Annotated in this window: 19 protein-coding genes; 8 read left to right on the forward strand and 11 right to left on the reverse strand. The window is 40.4% G+C overall.

The features are described 5' to 3' along the window. Positions 1-45 precede the first annotated feature (45 nt). Both KVT11_RS10385 and cdaS read right to left on the reverse strand, forming a co-directional pair. Positions 46-1,377: a C40 family peptidase gene (locus KVT11_RS10385; RefSeq protein ID WP_025207502.1), complete on the reverse strand. Its 1,332-nt coding sequence runs from the start codon at positions 1,375-1,377 to the stop codon at positions 46-48. Positions 1,378-1,781: 404 nt separating this feature from the next. Beyond that, complete coding sequence (gene cdaS, locus KVT11_RS10390; protein ID WP_024718575.1) at positions 1,782-2,408, reverse strand: sporulation-specific diadenylate cyclase CdaS; 627 nt, start codon at positions 2,406-2,408, stop codon at positions 1,782-1,784. Between the two features lie 81 nt (positions 2,409-2,489). Between cdaS and KVT11_RS21285 the strand changes: the two genes are divergently transcribed. Both KVT11_RS21285 and KVT11_RS10395 read left to right on the forward strand, forming a co-directional pair. Then, the gene (locus KVT11_RS21285; protein ID WP_003215647.1) at positions 2,490-2,615 is read left to right on the forward strand and encodes a hypothetical protein; all 126 of its coding nucleotides are present in this window, start codon (positions 2,490-2,492) and stop codon (positions 2,613-2,615) included. Positions 2,616-2,674: 59 nt separating this feature from the next. Beyond that, positions 2,675-4,042, forward strand: a complete 1,368-nt coding sequence (locus KVT11_RS10395; RefSeq protein ID WP_116307004.1) for an MATE family efflux transporter — start codon at positions 2,675-2,677, stop codon at positions 4,040-4,042. Positions 4,043-4,063: 21 nt separating this feature from the next. Here KVT11_RS10395 and bshB2 read toward each other — a convergent pair whose 3' ends face one another. The 4 genes from bshB2 to rarD all read right to left on the reverse strand — a co-directional run bounded on the left by bshB2 (position 4,064) and on the right by rarD (position 6,365). Next, positions 4,064-4,729 carry a bacillithiol biosynthesis deacetylase BshB2 gene (gene bshB2, locus KVT11_RS10400; protein ID WP_007500738.1) on the reverse strand — a complete coding sequence of 222 codons (666 nt, stop codon included), beginning with the start codon at positions 4,727-4,729 and terminating at the stop codon, positions 4,064-4,066. A 17-nt stretch (positions 4,730-4,746) separates the two neighbouring features. Then, positions 4,747-5,097, reverse strand: coding sequence for a YojF family protein (locus tag KVT11_RS10405; RefSeq protein ID WP_008346474.1), 351 nt, complete (start codon positions 5,095-5,097; stop codon positions 4,747-4,749). After that, positions 5,094-5,375, reverse strand: coding sequence for a hypothetical protein (locus tag KVT11_RS10410; protein WP_008346472.1), 282 nt, complete (start codon positions 5,373-5,375; stop codon positions 5,094-5,096). The genes KVT11_RS10405 and KVT11_RS10410 overlap by 4 nt, the downstream gene beginning before the upstream one ends. A gap of 78 nt (positions 5,376-5,453) precedes the next feature. Continuing rightward, positions 5,454-6,365, reverse strand: coding sequence for an EamA family transporter RarD (gene rarD / locus KVT11_RS10415; RefSeq protein WP_223255635.1), 912 nt, complete (start codon positions 6,363-6,365; stop codon positions 5,454-5,456). An 86-nt stretch (positions 6,366-6,451) separates the two neighbouring features. Between rarD and KVT11_RS10420 the strand changes: the two genes are divergently transcribed. Then, positions 6,452-6,925 carry an Hsp20/alpha crystallin family protein gene (locus KVT11_RS10420; RefSeq protein ID WP_046526872.1) on the forward strand — a complete coding sequence of 158 codons (474 nt, stop codon included), beginning with the start codon at positions 6,452-6,454 and terminating at the stop codon, positions 6,923-6,925. A gap of 40 nt (positions 6,926-6,965) precedes the next feature. Here KVT11_RS10420 and KVT11_RS10425 read toward each other — a convergent pair whose 3' ends face one another. Further along, positions 6,966-7,184: a hypothetical protein gene (locus KVT11_RS10425; RefSeq protein ID WP_003215921.1), complete on the reverse strand. Its 219-nt coding sequence runs from the start codon at positions 7,182-7,184 to the stop codon at positions 6,966-6,968. A gap of 75 nt (positions 7,185-7,259) precedes the next feature. Then, positions 7,260-7,592, reverse strand: coding sequence for a winged helix-turn-helix transcriptional regulator (locus tag KVT11_RS10430; RefSeq protein ID WP_116307008.1), 333 nt, complete (start codon positions 7,590-7,592; stop codon positions 7,260-7,262). A 141-nt stretch (positions 7,593-7,733) separates the two neighbouring features. On the opposite strand from KVT11_RS10430, the gene KVT11_RS10435 reads away from it, so the two are divergent. The 3 genes from KVT11_RS10435 to KVT11_RS10445 all read left to right on the forward strand — a co-directional run bounded on the left by KVT11_RS10435 (position 7,734) and on the right by KVT11_RS10445 (position 10,285). Then, on the forward strand, positions 7,734-8,351 hold the full coding sequence (locus tag KVT11_RS10435; protein WP_116307010.1) for a nitroreductase family protein: 618 nt from the start codon (positions 7,734-7,736) through the stop codon (positions 8,349-8,351). Positions 8,352-8,588: 237 nt separating this feature from the next. Beyond that, positions 8,589-8,807, forward strand: coding sequence for a DUF3311 domain-containing protein (locus tag KVT11_RS10440; protein ID WP_017359680.1), 219 nt, complete (start codon positions 8,589-8,591; stop codon positions 8,805-8,807). Beyond that, positions 8,792-10,285 (forward strand): sodium:solute symporter family protein, encoded by a 1,494-nt coding sequence (locus KVT11_RS10445; protein WP_116307013.1) that lies wholly within the window; start codon positions 8,792-8,794, stop codon positions 10,283-10,285. Before KVT11_RS10440 ends, KVT11_RS10445 begins: the two co-directional genes overlap by 16 nt. Before the next feature lie 39 nt (positions 10,286-10,324). On the opposite strand, the gene KVT11_RS10450 is transcribed toward KVT11_RS10445, so the two are convergent. After that, positions 10,325-11,710, reverse strand: a complete 1,386-nt coding sequence (locus KVT11_RS10450; RefSeq protein ID WP_210552081.1) for a S41 family peptidase — start codon at positions 11,708-11,710, stop codon at positions 10,325-10,327. Positions 11,711-11,861: 151 nt separating this feature from the next. Between KVT11_RS10450 and KVT11_RS10455 the strand changes: the two genes are divergently transcribed. After that, positions 11,862-12,560 carry a class I SAM-dependent methyltransferase gene (locus KVT11_RS10455; RefSeq protein WP_210552082.1) on the forward strand — a complete coding sequence of 233 codons (699 nt, stop codon included), beginning with the start codon at positions 11,862-11,864 and terminating at the stop codon, positions 12,558-12,560. Between the two features lie 92 nt (positions 12,561-12,652). Beyond that, a complete protein-coding gene (locus KVT11_RS10460; protein WP_008346452.1) occupies positions 12,653-12,904 on the forward strand; it encodes a hypothetical protein in 252 nt (83 codons plus the stop codon). A 49-nt stretch (positions 12,905-12,953) separates the two neighbouring features. Here the strand turns inward: KVT11_RS10460 and KVT11_RS10465 are convergent, their stop codons facing one another. Next, a complete protein-coding gene (locus tag KVT11_RS10465; RefSeq protein ID WP_007500752.1) occupies positions 12,954-13,784 on the reverse strand; it encodes a M15 family metallopeptidase in 831 nt (276 codons plus the stop codon). Positions 13,785-13,852: 68 nt separating this feature from the next. Continuing rightward, positions 13,853-14,548, reverse strand: coding sequence for a purine-nucleoside phosphorylase (gene deoD, locus KVT11_RS10470; protein ID WP_007500754.1), 696 nt, complete (start codon positions 14,546-14,548; stop codon positions 13,853-13,855). Between the last annotated feature and the right edge of the window lie 18 nt (positions 14,549-14,566).

The raw sequence follows: 14,566 nt of genomic DNA on the forward strand, positions 1-14,566 counted from the left end.
CAATCACAGCAACGGGCAAACAAAAAAAGCCGAAAATCGGCTTTTTTAGAAGAAACGTTTTGCGCCTAGGTAGGCTTTTTTCCAATAAGGATTGCTTAAGTTTGAAATTCCTACTCCGCTGTCACTTGCATGAAGGAAATCTCCTCCACCTAGGTATAGTCCCATATGAGAAGGACCTGCTTTGTACGTTGTGAAATAAACAAAATCTCCAACTTGTGGTGTGCTGACAGGCGTCATCATATTCCAGTATCCTGCTGTACTCAATCTAGATACTGATGAAACCTTATTAATGAGATAGTAAACAAAGCCGCTACAATCAAATCCAGCTGGTGTATTGCCACCCCATCTGTAAGGAATGCCTGTGAGTTTTTTACCTTCTTGAATCATTGTCGTGATTTTTGCATTCATTGGAACGTCAGTTTTATTATTGTTGACCGGTGTTGTTGAACCGTTTGACGTAGAACCATTAGATCCAGTTGAACCGGAAGCTGTTCCGTTGATTTTTAATACTTGTCCAATTCTCAGCACATCACTTTTCAAGCTGTTTGCTGTGCGGATTGATTGAACCTGCACCTTAAACTGATTCGCAATTTTCCATAATGAATCACCTGATTTAACCGTATAAGATGTTGTTTTACTACTTGAAGACTGATTGCTGTTTGAAGGCGTGCTAGGTTGAGCAGGTGCTTTCGGCTGACTTGGTTTTGACGTCACCGTTCCTTTTACCTTCAATACTTGATTTGGATAAATCATATCAGATTTTAGCGAGTTCAATGTTTTAATTTCACCAATCGACATGTTTAACGAATTGGCAATTTTCCATAGTGAATCGCCTAATTTTACTTTATATGTACTAGATGCTGATGATGAACTATTAGAATTCGTTGATTTGTTACTTGAGCTGGAATTAGATGTTGAGTTTGAATTTGAGGACTGGCTGCCGCTCGTTTTCGTCGTTCCAGACACTTTCAGCTTTTGTCCAGGACGAATAAGGTCGCTGTTTAAGCTGTTCAAACTTTTCAAACTTGCAACTGACATTTTGTGATTCTTCGCAATCAGCCATAATGAATCCCCAAGCTTGACTGTATAGCTAGATGTTGTTGAAGCACTTGATTTCGTTGCTTTTGAACTTGTTGATGAGCTGGATTTTGAACTTTTTGCACCAGGAATCTTTAAGCTTTGTCCTGCAAAAATCATCGTCGTTTTTAATTGATTAAGAGATTGAAGTTCCGAAATACTTGTGTTGTACTGTTCGGCAATCTTCCAAAGTGAGTCACCGCTTTTCACCTTGATCGTCTGTGCTTCTGCCGGTGCAGCAATAACAGCTGAGCCCGCGATCGCTGAAACTGTGAGGCCGGTTACTACTTTTTTCTTCATAGATAAATCTCCGCCTTTCATGATTTCGTCCCATAAGACTTATGTACTAGTTTTGAGTTTAGCATTTAATGGTTCTGCTTCTCTTGCACTATTTTATCTTTATTTCTATAATATTACTCGACATGAAGACGTTGGGCAATACTAAATAGGTTTTAGAGCAGCAAACTCAAAATGCTAAAACAAAGCCATATCGTTTCTATCGGCTGTTTGCTGTATTTATAAACAATTTTTAAGGAATTTTTAAGTTGACGTTTAGAAATTTGTCAAAACAAGCACGTTGCTAGTTTCATAGTTCTATTCTACATGACAAATTTTTCTGTATCAAATGACTTTTTACTTAATTGCCTGTTTTTTCTCCTCAATAAAAAAAGCACCCTTCCCAATGAAGAATGCTGTGTTCATGTTTACTTTCTGATTTCTTGGTCTTTTACAGTTAACGGATAGAGGACGCCTTCTTTCGCAAACGACATTTTCCCTGTTTCTTCTGATACAACAAGAACAAGGGCATCAGTCATGCCAGAAAGTCCAATGGCTGCCCGGTGTCTTGTGCCTAGAGAAGGGCTGACTTTTTTTGAGGTGAGCGGTAGGACGTTTGCAGCGGAAACAAGCGTGTTTTCTTTTACTAAAAGGGCGCCATCATGAAGTGGGTTTCCAGGATAGAAAATGCTTTCTATTAATGATGCGCTAATTTTCGCATGGAGGTTTGTCCCTTTTTGTATATAATCCTCCACCTCATCTCTCCTTTGAATCACAATCAGTGCGCCGTGCTTTTGTTTTGATAAGTTCTCAATGGCTAAAGAAAATTGAGCAAAACCTGGTGTGAATTCTTCCATATACGCTTGTAAATAAAACGAGGAAGCCTCTGCATGCATTTCATTAAACTGATCATGCAATGATTCGAGTTCACAAAGAAGGCATTGTTCGGTCTGGTCAAGCGAATCGACGATTTTCCTTGCATCCATCATAATTTGCGTTAAATGAGATTTCATTTCTAACTTAAACATCGCTTCTTCATTTGTGCGATTGATCATCTCACCATGTCCCTCCTTCTTTCGCTTGTGTCATAAAATAACAAATTGTGCACATTCTATTTGTATGGAGGTGAATTCAATATGACCATTCAAAAAGTGATTCAATATGCTTGCAGCATTTTAGGTGTTGTCAGTCTTTCTTTTATTTATGCCCAAATGTTCAAAAAAACGAAGCCCTCAAAGAAAAATAATCCGACGGAGAATTGATTTTTTTACATAGCGTGATATAATTCCTCTCGTTATTTCTGTTCAGAGAGGAACTTATGATGAGAGAAACGAATAGTATTCGAGCAAAGTTGGCACAATTTTTAACCATATTGATTCCGATTTTAATTACACAAGCAGGTCTTTCGCTCATCACATTTTTAGACACGGTGATGTCTGGAAAAGTGAGTGCAGAAGACCTAGCAGGTGTAGCGATCGGTTCGAGCATTTGGACACCTGTTTATACTGGTCTTGCTGGCATTTTAATGGCTGTTACCCCTATTGTGGCTCAGCTGATGGGCGGCGGCCGCAGGGAAGACGTTCCTCGTGCAGTCTTCCAGGCCATTTATTTATCTTTTCTTTTAAGTATCGTGGTGATTGTTATTGGATCGTTGTGTGTTCCTTTTATTTTAGGGAGACTTGGGCTTGAACCATCCGTAGAAACCATTGCCCGTCATTTTCTCAGCTTCCTTGCTATTGGAATCATCCCGCTTTTTGGTTATTCAGTCATGAGATCGTTCATTGATGCATTAGGAAAAACACGAGTGACGATGTTCATTACGTTAACCGCACTTCCTATTAATTTTGTTTTAAATTATCTCTTTATTTTTGGAAACTTTGGGTTTCCAAAGCTTGGCGGTGCAGGGGCAGGTCTTGCATCTGCGCTGACGTATTGGGCGATTTTCATCATGAGTATTTGTATTGTCATCAAAGCCGAACCGTTTGCATCCTTTCGGTTGTTTCAGACAATACCTCGTTTTAACGTCTCCCGAATGGGTCAAATACTGAAAATCGGTATCCCTATTGGGTTTGCAATCTTTTTTGAAACAAGTATTTTTGCAGCTGTCACGCTCTTAATGGGTCACTTTGATACCGTGACAATCGCCAGTCACCAAGCAGCGATGAACTTTGCTTCTATTTTATATATCCTGCCGCTTAGTATCTCAATGGCTTTAACGATTGTTGTAGGTTTTGAAGCCGGTGCCATGCGGTATAAAGACGCAAAAAGCTACAGCTATATTGGCATTGCAACAGCTGTTTTGTTCTCATTATGTACCGCAGCACTCATCTTGTTATTTAGACCTGAGATCGCTGGTTTATATACAACTGAATCAGCTGTTTTACAAATGACACAGCACTTTTTGATGTATGCGATCTTTTTCCAGCTGTCTGATGCGATCGCTGCACCCATTCAAGGGGCTCTGCGCGGCTATAAAGATGTGAATTATACACTGATTGCTGCGTTTGTCTCTTACTGGGTCATCGGCCTTCCAGCTGGCTACTTGATTGGCACGTATACCTCATTTGGAGCGTTTGGTTATTGGGTTGGGCTGATTACTGGGCTTGCCGCAGGTGCCATCGTCCTATTTGTTCGTCTCAGGTTGATTGAAAGACGTATGCATTCTGATACAACAGGAAAAGGCAGCTGACTGAAGTCAGCTGCCTTTCATTTAGTCATTCCATTGATACGTCCAGAAAATTTCTTCATCAAACCATTTCTGAACGACTGGTTCTTTGTTTTTCAGCTTTTGTTCAAGCTCTCTTAGCATGCCTTCTGTTTGTGTTCTATGCGCTCTTAGTGCATTTAATTTGATATCTGCTACATCCGTAATATCAATCACAATATCGGCATTTCCTAGCACTTCTTCTCGATTTTTTGTAATGGCCATGCAGTATGTGACGGGACGGTCTTCTTTTTTCTTGCGATATAGAGCACGAATGACCGCTTCACCTGTCGCGTCATGATCAGGGTGTACGCCATGACCTGGATAAAACGTGACAATAAGAGTTGGTTTCACTTCATCAATTATGCGTTCCATCACATCCGCTAAATACTCATCATCTTCAAATTCCAACGTTTTATCCCGAAGACCAAGCATACGCAAGTCTGTGACATCCATTTCTTTACATGCATTGATTAATTCCTGTTTTCTTAATTCAGGAAGTGTCTCACGGTTAGCATATGTTGGACTTCCCATATTTCTTCCCATTTCTCCAAGTGTCCCGCATGCATAAGTCACTGGAATTCCACGTTTTCTGCTTTGCGCGATGAGCCCTGCGACCCCGAAGGATTCATCGTCGGGGTGAGGCAGCATCACAAGTACATGTTCGTTCATCACTGTTCCCCTCTCTCCTACACCTGAAATGGTGTTTCACTAATTTGTAATGAGATCGCTAGTTTTCCGTCTGGCAGGTGTCCTGCTAACAGCAGGCGACCTTGTTCATCAAACACGTAATCGGTTAAACCTTCTGCGTAAATCCAGCCATCTTCTGTTTTCATCCCGACACGGTATGGACCTTGTCCTTTTATTTTTGCCTGTGAATAGACGACTTTTGCGTTGCGGATATACGCCACGACCGTCATATTTTGCTCATTCACATGCGCTGAATAAGAACCAGTTGTCGTTTCAAGATGAACGAAGACTGGCCGATTTAAAAACGATTCAAGATGTGCTGTGACATCTTCCGTTTGAATTGGTTTCATGAGTGGTTCCTTCCTTCATTTTGAATTAGTTCTCGCAGCTTTTTCGTATGTAAGCTGATCAGCTGTAGTTGATGACCCTGTTCAATCGTGCTTTCTAAAATTCTTTCCACAGCGAGTACATACTTTTGATGTAATGACTTTCTTGCGCGAGGATGGGTGCGTGCATCAAGCAAATCATCTCGTATCGCCTCGTGTAATGAAGTCATATCCACTACATCAAGCTGCCGATTTTTCCATAAAGATTGATAAGCGTGTGCAAGCTCATCGACTGATGACATGTGATCACCTCTACAGTTTTGGTAACAACTTATTATGACATGATCCGCCTGCAAAAAAAAGCAAACTGCTTCGTCTCTTTAATGAGAATTCGCTGTTTTTTTCATTCGCAGTTGAGAGGTTGTAAATAGTAAAATCGCCACCCAAATACAGAGGAATGTCACGATTTTTGCTGCAGATAAGTGTTCGTGATACACAAACAGCCCCAAAAAGAGTGTAATGGTCGGTGCAATATACTGCAAAATACCAACTTGGTATAAAGGAATTCTTTTGGCCCCTTCAGAAAATAAAAGAAGCGGTACAGCTGTAAAGACACCGGCAAAAAATAATAGCCCAAGAGAACCGAAGCTGCTCGGATTCATCGTGACAACAGGTTCTTTTAAGAAGAAGAATAAGTAAACAAGCGCAGCTGGTGCAAGAAGCAGTGTTTCAATGGTTAATCCAATGGCACTCGTAAAACTCATTCTTTTTTTAATCAGTCCATAAAACCCAAAACTAAAAGCCAATACGAAAGCCACGACAGGAAATGAGCCGTACTGAACAGTTGAGATGACGACCCCAGCTGCGGCAATGAGAATGGCGGTGGTTTGCATTTTATTCAGTCGTTCTTTTAAGAAAATGATGCCTAGTAAAACTGATACAAGCGGATTAATATAATACCCTAAACTCGCTTCCAGCATCAGATCGTGATTTACAGCCCAAATGTATACATACCAGTTGACCGAAATTAAAATAGCCGATAAAAGTAATGAAAAAAGTGCTTTTCCATCTATCATCAGACCTTTCACAGTCTGCATCGCTGGACGGACTTGCTTTAAATATAAAAGAATACCGCACATAAAAACAAAGGACCATACGATTCTGTGCGCTAAAATTTCGCCTGACGAAATATGCTCCATCAGCTTCCAATATAATGGGAATAACCCCCATAATGTAAAAGATGCAGCCGTATATAAGACACCTTTTGATTGTTGTTCGTTCAATCTAACCATTCCTTTCTAAACCTATCGTATATTATAGCACGCACACCACTTTATGGGCATATACTAATTCAGGGCATTTAGAAAGGATGATTTGCATGTTTGACTGGAACCGATTATTCCCTTTTCAAAAGCAATTTTCAAAAGAAGCGTTAAAAAATTCAGACCCTAAAGACGTTGAGCAATATGTCAATCAAGTCATGGAAAGTGTTTTCGGCTCCAATTATTCTGCTCAATTCCCCTTTCAGGATCCGCTGTCTCAGAAGCAGAAAGCAAGAGAGACAGACGATAAAAAAAAGAAAGAGCCGAATGTTGAAGTATTTGAGACGACAGATCACGTGTTTGTCAAAATAGAGCTCGATCGTCCGAACACTGAAAAAGTAAAAATCAAACATACAGCCAATCTGCTGTTTATTGATCATTTTCCTGAAGAGAATAAACAAAAGAAGGTTGTCCTGCCTGCTGCTGTGAAAAGAAAAGGAACGAAGGCTTCGTATCAAGATGGTATTTTAGAAATTATGTTTTTAAAGCATGATGATCCAGGCATCTCTGAAATTGATATTCCATTATAAAAAGCCTGCTTTGAAATGGAAGCAGGCTTACTCTTTTTTCTTAATAATATGGTGGATATCCGCCGCCATAAGGTGGTGGAACAGGCGGTGGTGGTGGCGGGTAATATGGACGAGGATAATTAAAAATCGCACTTCCTAGAAATCCGCCAAGCAGTCCGCCGACTAAAGGAGCGCCAAAACCAAAAAACAAAGGGACTCTAGATTCATATGGCGGAATGCCAGGTGCACCGCCTCGAAAATACGGAGTATGAGGGTACATGCTTTTCTCCTCCTTTGTCATGTGCCTAACATCAGCATATTCATTAGGAGACAAAACGTTTGGGCAAACCTAAAACTAAGCTTGCTCCTTTTTTACATGAGATCCAGCATACACCCCTGCCCAGCGCGATACTTCTCCGAACACACCATGTAATGCACTTCCTTTTTCGGTTAGACAATAGATGACTTTGACTGGCGTTTCAGGAAGTACAGTGCGCTTTATGATTCCTTCTTGCTCAAGCTCTTTTAAGCGTTCTGCGAGCATTTTTTGACTGATGGATGGAATAATGTCCGTCAGGTCTTTAAACCGTTTCGGACCATCAAGCAATACATGAATGATGAGACCATTCCACCTTTTGCCAAGAAGTAAAAAAGCTTGCTGAATGTTTGGACATAATTGAAATTCCATATTTTTCAGCCTTTCTTTTCATGATCGTTTGACAAACTAACGGTATACAATTTAAAATATATCTCTAGTTACAATAAGTAAGTTTCTCACTTTTTTATTTATTGTACCATACTATTTGCAAAAACGGGAGGAAATATCCATATGGCGAGCGATCAAAAAACGATTGACATTTTAAAAGAAAGAGCTTCAGTAAAAGAGTATGATACAACTCATGAAATGACAAAAGAAGAGTTAAAAGAGCTTCTTGATATCACAACAAAAGCACCATCTGCTTGGAACCTTCAGCATTGGCATTTCACTGTTTTCCATAGTGCTGAATCAAAAGCAAAACTTCTTCCAATTGCTTATAACCAAAAACAAGTCTCACAAGCATCAGCTGTGATTGCAGTGCTTGGTGACCTTGAAGCCAATCTAAATGGTGAAAAAATCTACAGTGAGCTAGCAGAACAAGGTTTCATCACAGAAGATATTAAAGAAACACTGATGACACAAATCAATGGTGCTTACCAAAGCGAGCAATATGCACGTGAAGCTGCGTATTCAAACGCTTCGTTAGCTGCTATGCAGTTAATGATTGCGGCGAAAGCAATGGGATATGATACATGCGCAATGGGCGGTTTCAGCAAAGAAGCGTACGTGAAAGAATTCAATGTGAGCGGTCGATACGAACCAGTGATGTTGATTTCTGTCGGGAAAGCAGCAAAAGGAGCTCACAAAAGCAATCGTTTTGACATCGAAGAAGTATCTGATTTCCTATAAAAAACGGCACAGTCTCAGCGTCATGCTGGGGCTTTTTTATTTGCTCTAAATATTATTTTTCCATACTTATTTTTAAGTTTTCCTTTCTCATTCTTCACTATTTACCTCTTTTCAAAAATGAAAGCGTTATATTAGTATGATATTCATAAAAATGATTGTTTTTTCTGAAAATGGTCTTGTGATCTAATCTGACAACTGCTATTATTATGAAATTACAAAATATTAGAGGAGGAAAACATGAACAAAAAACTGATACTGGCGCTACTCATCGCGATTCCATTCATTGGACAGCTTGCACTGCTCCCCTTTGTGAATCGTATTCATCCATTTGTTATCGGGCTGCCTTTTTTCCACTTCTGGCTCTTACTATGGATTGTACTCACACCCGTTTGCACATTTATCATTTACAGGATGCAACATTCAAATGGAGGAACTGACGAATGCAAGGAAACTTAACAGCTTTATTGATTACTGCAAGTATCATTTTCATCGTCGTGGTCATCGGTTTTGCCGCTGGTCGTGATAAATCATCAAGACAGTCAGTCGAAGAATGGTCTGTTGGCGGGAGAAAATTTGGCGGGCTTCTCGTCTGGTTCCTTGTTGGCGCAGACTTATATACTGCTTATACCTTTTTAGGGCTCACAAGTACAGCTTATACAGCGGGAAGTGTTGCTTTTTTCGCTATCCCCTATTCCGTTCTTGCTTATTTTATTGCGTATTTCTTCTTACCAAAACTTTGGACGGTTGCAAAAAATCACAAGCTGACAACACTTGCTGATTATGCACGTGAGCGATTTGACAGTAAACTGTTATCTAGTTTGATTGCCATTGTTGGTGTACTCATGCTCATTCCATACATTTGTCTTCAGCTCAGCGGGATTCAAGATACGTTAACTGTCGCTGGAACGAGTTATATTAATGTGAATGCAGTTGTTATAATTTCATTTATTTTAGTTGCACTTTATACATTTTTCAGTGGTATTAAAGGTCCTACATATACAGCCATTATTAAAGATATTCTTGTTTGGGTGATCATGCTCTTTATGGTCGTTTCCCTCCCGATTATTCATTTTAACGGCTGGACTCCAATGATGAATACGTTAGCTAAGGAAGCCCCACAGCTTCTGACGATTCCTGAAGGCGGGCCTAAAGGCATTTTGTGGTTTATTACCGCATCAGGTGTTTCTGCACTCGCATTATTTATGTGGGCACATGCAGCAACTGGCGTTTTCACAGCCAAAAGCGCAGATGCCATCCGTAAAAACAGTATGTTTTTACCTCTTTACAACATTGTATTGATTTTGGTCATCTTCCTTGGCTTCATTGCCTTTTTAGTCTTACCGGAAGATACAAATCCAAGATTTGCTCTTCTTCATTTAATTCAGACGTCATATGGCGGCGTGATGCAGGGGCTTGCGTATTCAACGATTGCACTTGCTTCTCTCATTCCATGTTCGATCATGGCCATTGGGGCGTCGAATTTATTTGCCAATAATTTGTACCGTGATTTAATCCATCCAAATGTGTCACCTAAACGGTTAACGATCATTACACGTTCGATGGTATTTATCGTCATTGGGCTGGCTCTACTATTCGGAATGCTCTTCCCAACAGCACTTGTAACGCTTCAGCTCATTGGTGTTTCAGGAATGGTTCAAATCTTCCCTGCCATTGCGATCAGCTTGTTCTGGAAAAAACAATCGAGAGAAGCAACGATTGCGGGTTTAGTTGTTGGCATCATCGTCACCTTTACAGCCAATATCTCACAAGTCACGTTTGGTCTTTATGAAGGATTTCTTGGTTTACTAGCAAACGTTGTGGTCATCTTGATATTGAATCCATTCTTCCAGAAGAATGTCGCATCTAATTCTGTGACAAGTGATTTGTTTGAAAAGAATGGGAAAACAACGGAACCTGTGGCTAACAAAGCATAACACAAGAAAAAAGCAGTCCCCTGATGAGGACTGCTTTTTCTATTTCATTTCTTTTTTCAACACTTCAATGGCTTTTTTCATTTGCGTATCATTTTTCTTGAGCTTATCTTGGATGTTTGTCATCAGTACCGTCGTTGTGTCCCCTGTCAGAATACCATCAGCCTTTAGATCGTGATCTGATTGGAAACTTTTCACGACCGACTGGAATGCTTGATCATATTCTCCATTGGCTTTTGCTTTGTAGCCAAGCGCTTGGAACATTTTTTGAGCCGCTTTGACTTCATCTCCATCATCATTCAGTTGATACGTCTTTTTCGGACTTAAGTATGGCAGCTTCGCATAACTCGGTAGAGATGCTTTCACCTGTGGCTCAATTCCTTTTTTGTGAATCCAAGACCCGTCTGGTGTCAGCCACTTGGCAATGGTTAATTTCACACTAGAACCATCATTGTAGCTTTGCGCATTTTGAACAGTCCCTTTACCAAATGTCTTTTCTCCAACAAGTTGAATGCTAGAGGATTGGTGCAGAGCTGCCGCCATGATTTCAGCAGCACTCGCTGAACCGCCGTTTACAAGAACAACTGCCGGCTGATGAACTTTGCGTTCTTTTTCCGCTTTGTACACTTGTTTCTTTCCTTTTTCCTCAACCTGCATAATGACTTTTCCTTTATCGATAAAGTCATTGCTCATTTCAATTGCTTCTGTCATAATGCCGCCTGGATTATCTCTCAGATCAATGACAAAACCTTTTGCCCCTTTTTTCTCGAGGTCATCAATCGCTTTATCTAACTCTTTAGACGTGGTTTCAGCAAAAGAAGTGATTTGGATTTCGCCTATTTTATCTTTTGTTAGTTTTGCATACACCGTTTCAAGTGGAATCGTATCTCTTGTGATCGTGACATCCACATTTCCAACACCTTGTCTGTTCAAATGCAGTTTGACATCCGTTCCTTTTTTCCCTCTGATAAGAGAAACGGCTTTATTCACTGACATGCCTTTTGTACTTTTACTATCCACTTTTAAAATACGATCATGAGGTTTCAAACCAGCTTTTTCAGCAGGAGAGCCTTTAATCGGTGCGACAATTAAAATTTGTCCATCCTTCTCTTCTACTTGTGCACCAATTCCTTCAAATGAAGATGAAATGGTGTTGTTAAACCCTTCGGCTTCCTCCTGATCCATATATGTAGAGTATGGATCATCAAGTGATGCAATCATTCCTTGAATCGCACCGTCTACTAGTTTTTGATCATCCGTTTTTTCGTAATACTCGTTTTTTACCTTCGTATATGCAGCCATGAGTTTACTAAACTTCTCATCTCCTGAAACGCTGACAGCACCTTGTTTTGTCATAACAAATGTAATCGCTGAGGAAAGCGCTGCTGTCACCAGAATGGCTATCACGAACTTGAATTGTTTTTTCAAAAAAACACCACCTTTATCTCCTTTCATTATTATCAAGGACGATTCTTCATCCGTCAACCAAAGGATCAAACTTCTATTTGAAAAGATAAGCCATTTCGCCTTGCAATGCATAATCTTTAGAGAGAAACATGATAAAGAAAGAAGGGATTCCATGAGTGACTATGTAGAAATGCTTGCCTATTTTGGTGTATCAGGTGCCCATCCTGGCGGAATTGAGCTAACAAAAACGATGATGGAGCATCTTCACTTGGCGTCTGACGATCGTATACTGGATGTTGGATGCGGCACAGGACAAACAGCCGCCTATCTAGGACATTTAGGTTATGAAGTAGAGGCGATTGATACACACCCTTTGATGATTGAAAAAGCCAATCTGCGATTCGAGCGGGAACAACTACCTTTCCGTGCACAGCAAGCATCGATCGAACACCTGCCATTTTCAGATGACTCGTTCTCTCTACTGATCAGTGAATCTGTTTTAAGTTTCACCCATTTACCTGCTGCGCTTGCTGAGATCAAACGGGTGCTTGCTCCTGGAAAGCAATTGATCGCAAATGAGGCTGTGTTAAAAGTGCCGCTCCCCTCAAAAGAACAGGCAACCATTCGGGAGTTTTATGGGTTTCACTCCCTCTTTTTATTTCCTGAATGGAAAAAAAAGTTAGCGTCCGCAGGATTCCGTGACATTCAGATTCTCTCATTTGATGAACACATGGTGCAGGAAGAGCCGACCGAAATGGAATTATCAGATCAAATACCATCTTCTCTTTATGATACATTACAGACACACTATGACCTGATTCAAACACACCGAGAACATCTGAGTCACCTTGTATTTGAATGTACAGTATAAAATGAGCGAATCTCCTATATGTTTTGTCCAAACTCTATGAAGTCTTTCGCATAGGATAAGAGTGAAAAGAGTTTGTCATAAGGAGGAAAAACATGGAGCGCTACTATAAACTTTGTCAGCAGCATATGGGGAAAGTAGCTAGAATTACTGATCGAAATGGCAGAGTACATGTTGGACGTATTGAGCGGGTGTCAAACCGCAAAGTTTATATCCGGCCAGTCGGCGGGTCCCGCGGGGGCTTTGGTTATGGATATTACGGAGGTTATTATGGCTGGGGTGCAGCTTATGGCATCGGTCTCGGTTTTATTACCGGCTTCGCTTTAGCAGGTTTGTTCTTTTTTTAAAACGGCGTATAAAAGAAGGCCTCCCAGCTTCGGGAGGCCTTTTATTTGTTTATATTTTCTTCACTTTATTCATATACTCTTCGAAAGTTAAATCATGATCATGCATCGCTTTTGCAGCTTCTTTCCCTACATAGCGCAAGTGCCACGGCTCATATTCATATTTCGTGATGTCTTCTTTCCCTTTTGGATAACGGATGATAAAGCCATATTTATAAGCGTTTTTGGCTACCCATTTACCATCAGGTGTTTCACCAAATTTTTCAGAGATTTCAAAGCCGGCACTTTTTGAGGAAATATCCATGGCAAGACCTGTTTGATGCTCACTTTCGCCTGGTAAGGCTACGGCTTCTTGGGCTTTTTCTTTCCCTTTTAGTTTCACTTCACTATCAAAAATGACTTTTTGACGATCATAGGAACGATAGCCAGATACTGCAGCAAGCTCAAAGTTTTCCTTTTTAGCACCTTTGAATAACTTTGCAAGTGCCTCCGCTGCTTCTTTTCGAATATATCGTTTTTCAATATCCTCTGAAAAAGAGAATTCCACTTTTGGTACAACGAGATCAGAAGGTTTATAGGTTCCTGGCAGTGCATATTCTTTGTTCACTAAAGCAAGCACATTTTCAGGGTTTTGAATGGTCTTCAGTCCGCTCACTACCTTGATGTCATTGAAATATTCACTCTTTAACGTCAGCTCTTGATTAGATGAATCTGCCGTATCGTTTGAGTTTTGCTGGGATGATGAACTTGCTGCGTTCTTTTGTTCGTTTGTTTTGTTAGATTCAGTGGTACCGCTTTTCTGATCCAGCAACTGGCAGCCTGATAATGCGGCCGTCAAACCAAGAATCGATGCGATTGAGAGTATTTTATAGCTTTTCTTCATGACATACCTTCCTTTTGCTCTACTAAAAAAATAAAGATGCGCTACATCGTAGCACACCCTTTATACTATTATAAAACAGAATCTAGTGCAATTAAGATCATTTCGTCAAATGTCGTTTGACGCTCTTCAGCAGTTGTTTCTTCTCCTGTTAGCACATGATCGCTCACTGTCAGAATCGACAACGCTTTTCTGCCAAATTTTGCAGCAAGCGTATAAAGAGCCGTTGTCTCCATTTCGATCGCTAGAATTCCATATTGGTCCATCAGCTCAAGTGGTTTTTCATTATAAAACTGGTCTGCTGTAAATACATTCCCAACACGCACAGCTACATTTTTCGCTTCTGCTGTGTCGTAGGCTTTTTTCAGTAAACCAAAATCAGCACATGGTGCGTAATCAATCGGTCCAAATGCCACACGGTTCATTTGAGAATCTGTTGATGATGTTTGAGCTAAGATGACGTCACGTACATTGACATCTTTTTTGATCGCTCCGCAAGAGCCAACACGGATTAAGTTTTGAACATCATAGCTTTGGATCAGCTCATTCACATAGATCGAAATAGACGGCACGCCCATTCCAGTACCTTGTACAGAAATGCGTTTTCCTTTATATGTTCCAGTATAACCATACATGCCGCGCACTTCGTTATAGCACACAACATCTTCTAAGTATGTATCTGCAATATATTTCGCACGAAGCGGATCGCCTGGCAGCAATACCGTTTCTGCAATTTGTCCTTTTTCTGCTCCAATATGTACACTCATTTTTTAGCCTCCACTTAC

The sequence above is a fragment of the Bacillus sp. GbtcB10 genome (genome assembly GCF_019091365.1).
Lineage (GTDB): Bacteria > Bacillota > Bacilli > Bacillales > Bacillaceae > Bacillus > Bacillus altitudinis.

Excerpts from the sequence above, each read along its gene's own strand:
- KVT11_RS10385 (WP_025207502.1), bottom strand. The coding sequence starts at position 1,377 with ATGAAGAAAAAAGTAGTAACCGGCCTCACAGTTTCAGCGATCGCGGGC.
- cdaS (WP_024718575.1), bottom strand. The coding sequence starts at position 2,408 with ATGATCAATCGCACAAATGAAGAAGCGATGTTTAAGTTAGAAATGAAA.
- KVT11_RS21285 (WP_003215647.1), top strand. The coding sequence starts at position 2,490 with ATGACCATTCAAAAAGTGATTCAATATGCTTGCAGCATTTTAGGTGTT.
- KVT11_RS10395 (WP_116307004.1), top strand. The coding sequence starts at position 2,675 with ATGAGAGAAACGAATAGTATTCGAGCAAAGTTGGCACAATTTTTAACC.
- bshB2 (WP_007500738.1), bottom strand. The coding sequence starts at position 4,729 with ATGAACGAACATGTACTTGTGATGCTGCCTCACCCCGACGATGAATCC.
- KVT11_RS10405 (WP_008346474.1), bottom strand. The coding sequence starts at position 5,097 with ATGAAACCAATTCAAACGGAAGATGTCACAGCACATCTTGAATCGTTT.
- KVT11_RS10410 (WP_008346472.1), bottom strand. The coding sequence starts at position 5,375 with ATGTCATCAGTCGATGAGCTTGCACACGCTTATCAATCTTTATGGAAA.
- rarD (WP_223255635.1), bottom strand. The coding sequence starts at position 6,365 with ATGGTTAGATTGAACGAACAACAATCAAAAGGTGTCTTATATACGGCT.
- KVT11_RS10420 (WP_046526872.1), top strand. The coding sequence starts at position 6,452 with ATGTTTGACTGGAACCGATTATTCCCTTTTCAAAAGCAATTTTCAAAA.
- KVT11_RS10425 (WP_003215921.1), bottom strand. The coding sequence starts at position 7,184 with ATGTACCCTCATACTCCGTATTTTCGAGGCGGTGCACCTGGCATTCCG.
- KVT11_RS10430 (WP_116307008.1), bottom strand. The coding sequence starts at position 7,592 with ATGGAATTTCAATTATGTCCAAACATTCAGCAAGCTTTTTTACTTCTT.
- KVT11_RS10435 (WP_116307010.1), top strand. The coding sequence starts at position 7,734 with ATGGCGAGCGATCAAAAAACGATTGACATTTTAAAAGAAAGAGCTTCA.
- KVT11_RS10440 (WP_017359680.1), top strand. The coding sequence starts at position 8,589 with ATGAACAAAAAACTGATACTGGCGCTACTCATCGCGATTCCATTCATT.
- KVT11_RS10445 (WP_116307013.1), top strand. The coding sequence starts at position 8,792 with ATGCAAGGAAACTTAACAGCTTTATTGATTACTGCAAGTATCATTTTC.
- KVT11_RS10455 (WP_210552082.1), top strand. The coding sequence starts at position 11,862 with ATGAGTGACTATGTAGAAATGCTTGCCTATTTTGGTGTATCAGGTGCC.
- KVT11_RS10460 (WP_008346452.1), top strand. The coding sequence starts at position 12,653 with ATGGAGCGCTACTATAAACTTTGTCAGCAGCATATGGGGAAAGTAGCT.
- KVT11_RS10465 (WP_007500752.1), bottom strand. The coding sequence starts at position 13,784 with ATGAAGAAAAGCTATAAAATACTCTCAATCGCATCGATTCTTGGTTTG.
- deoD (WP_007500754.1), bottom strand. The coding sequence starts at position 14,548 with ATGAGTGTACATATTGGAGCAGAAAAAGGACAAATTGCAGAAACGGTA.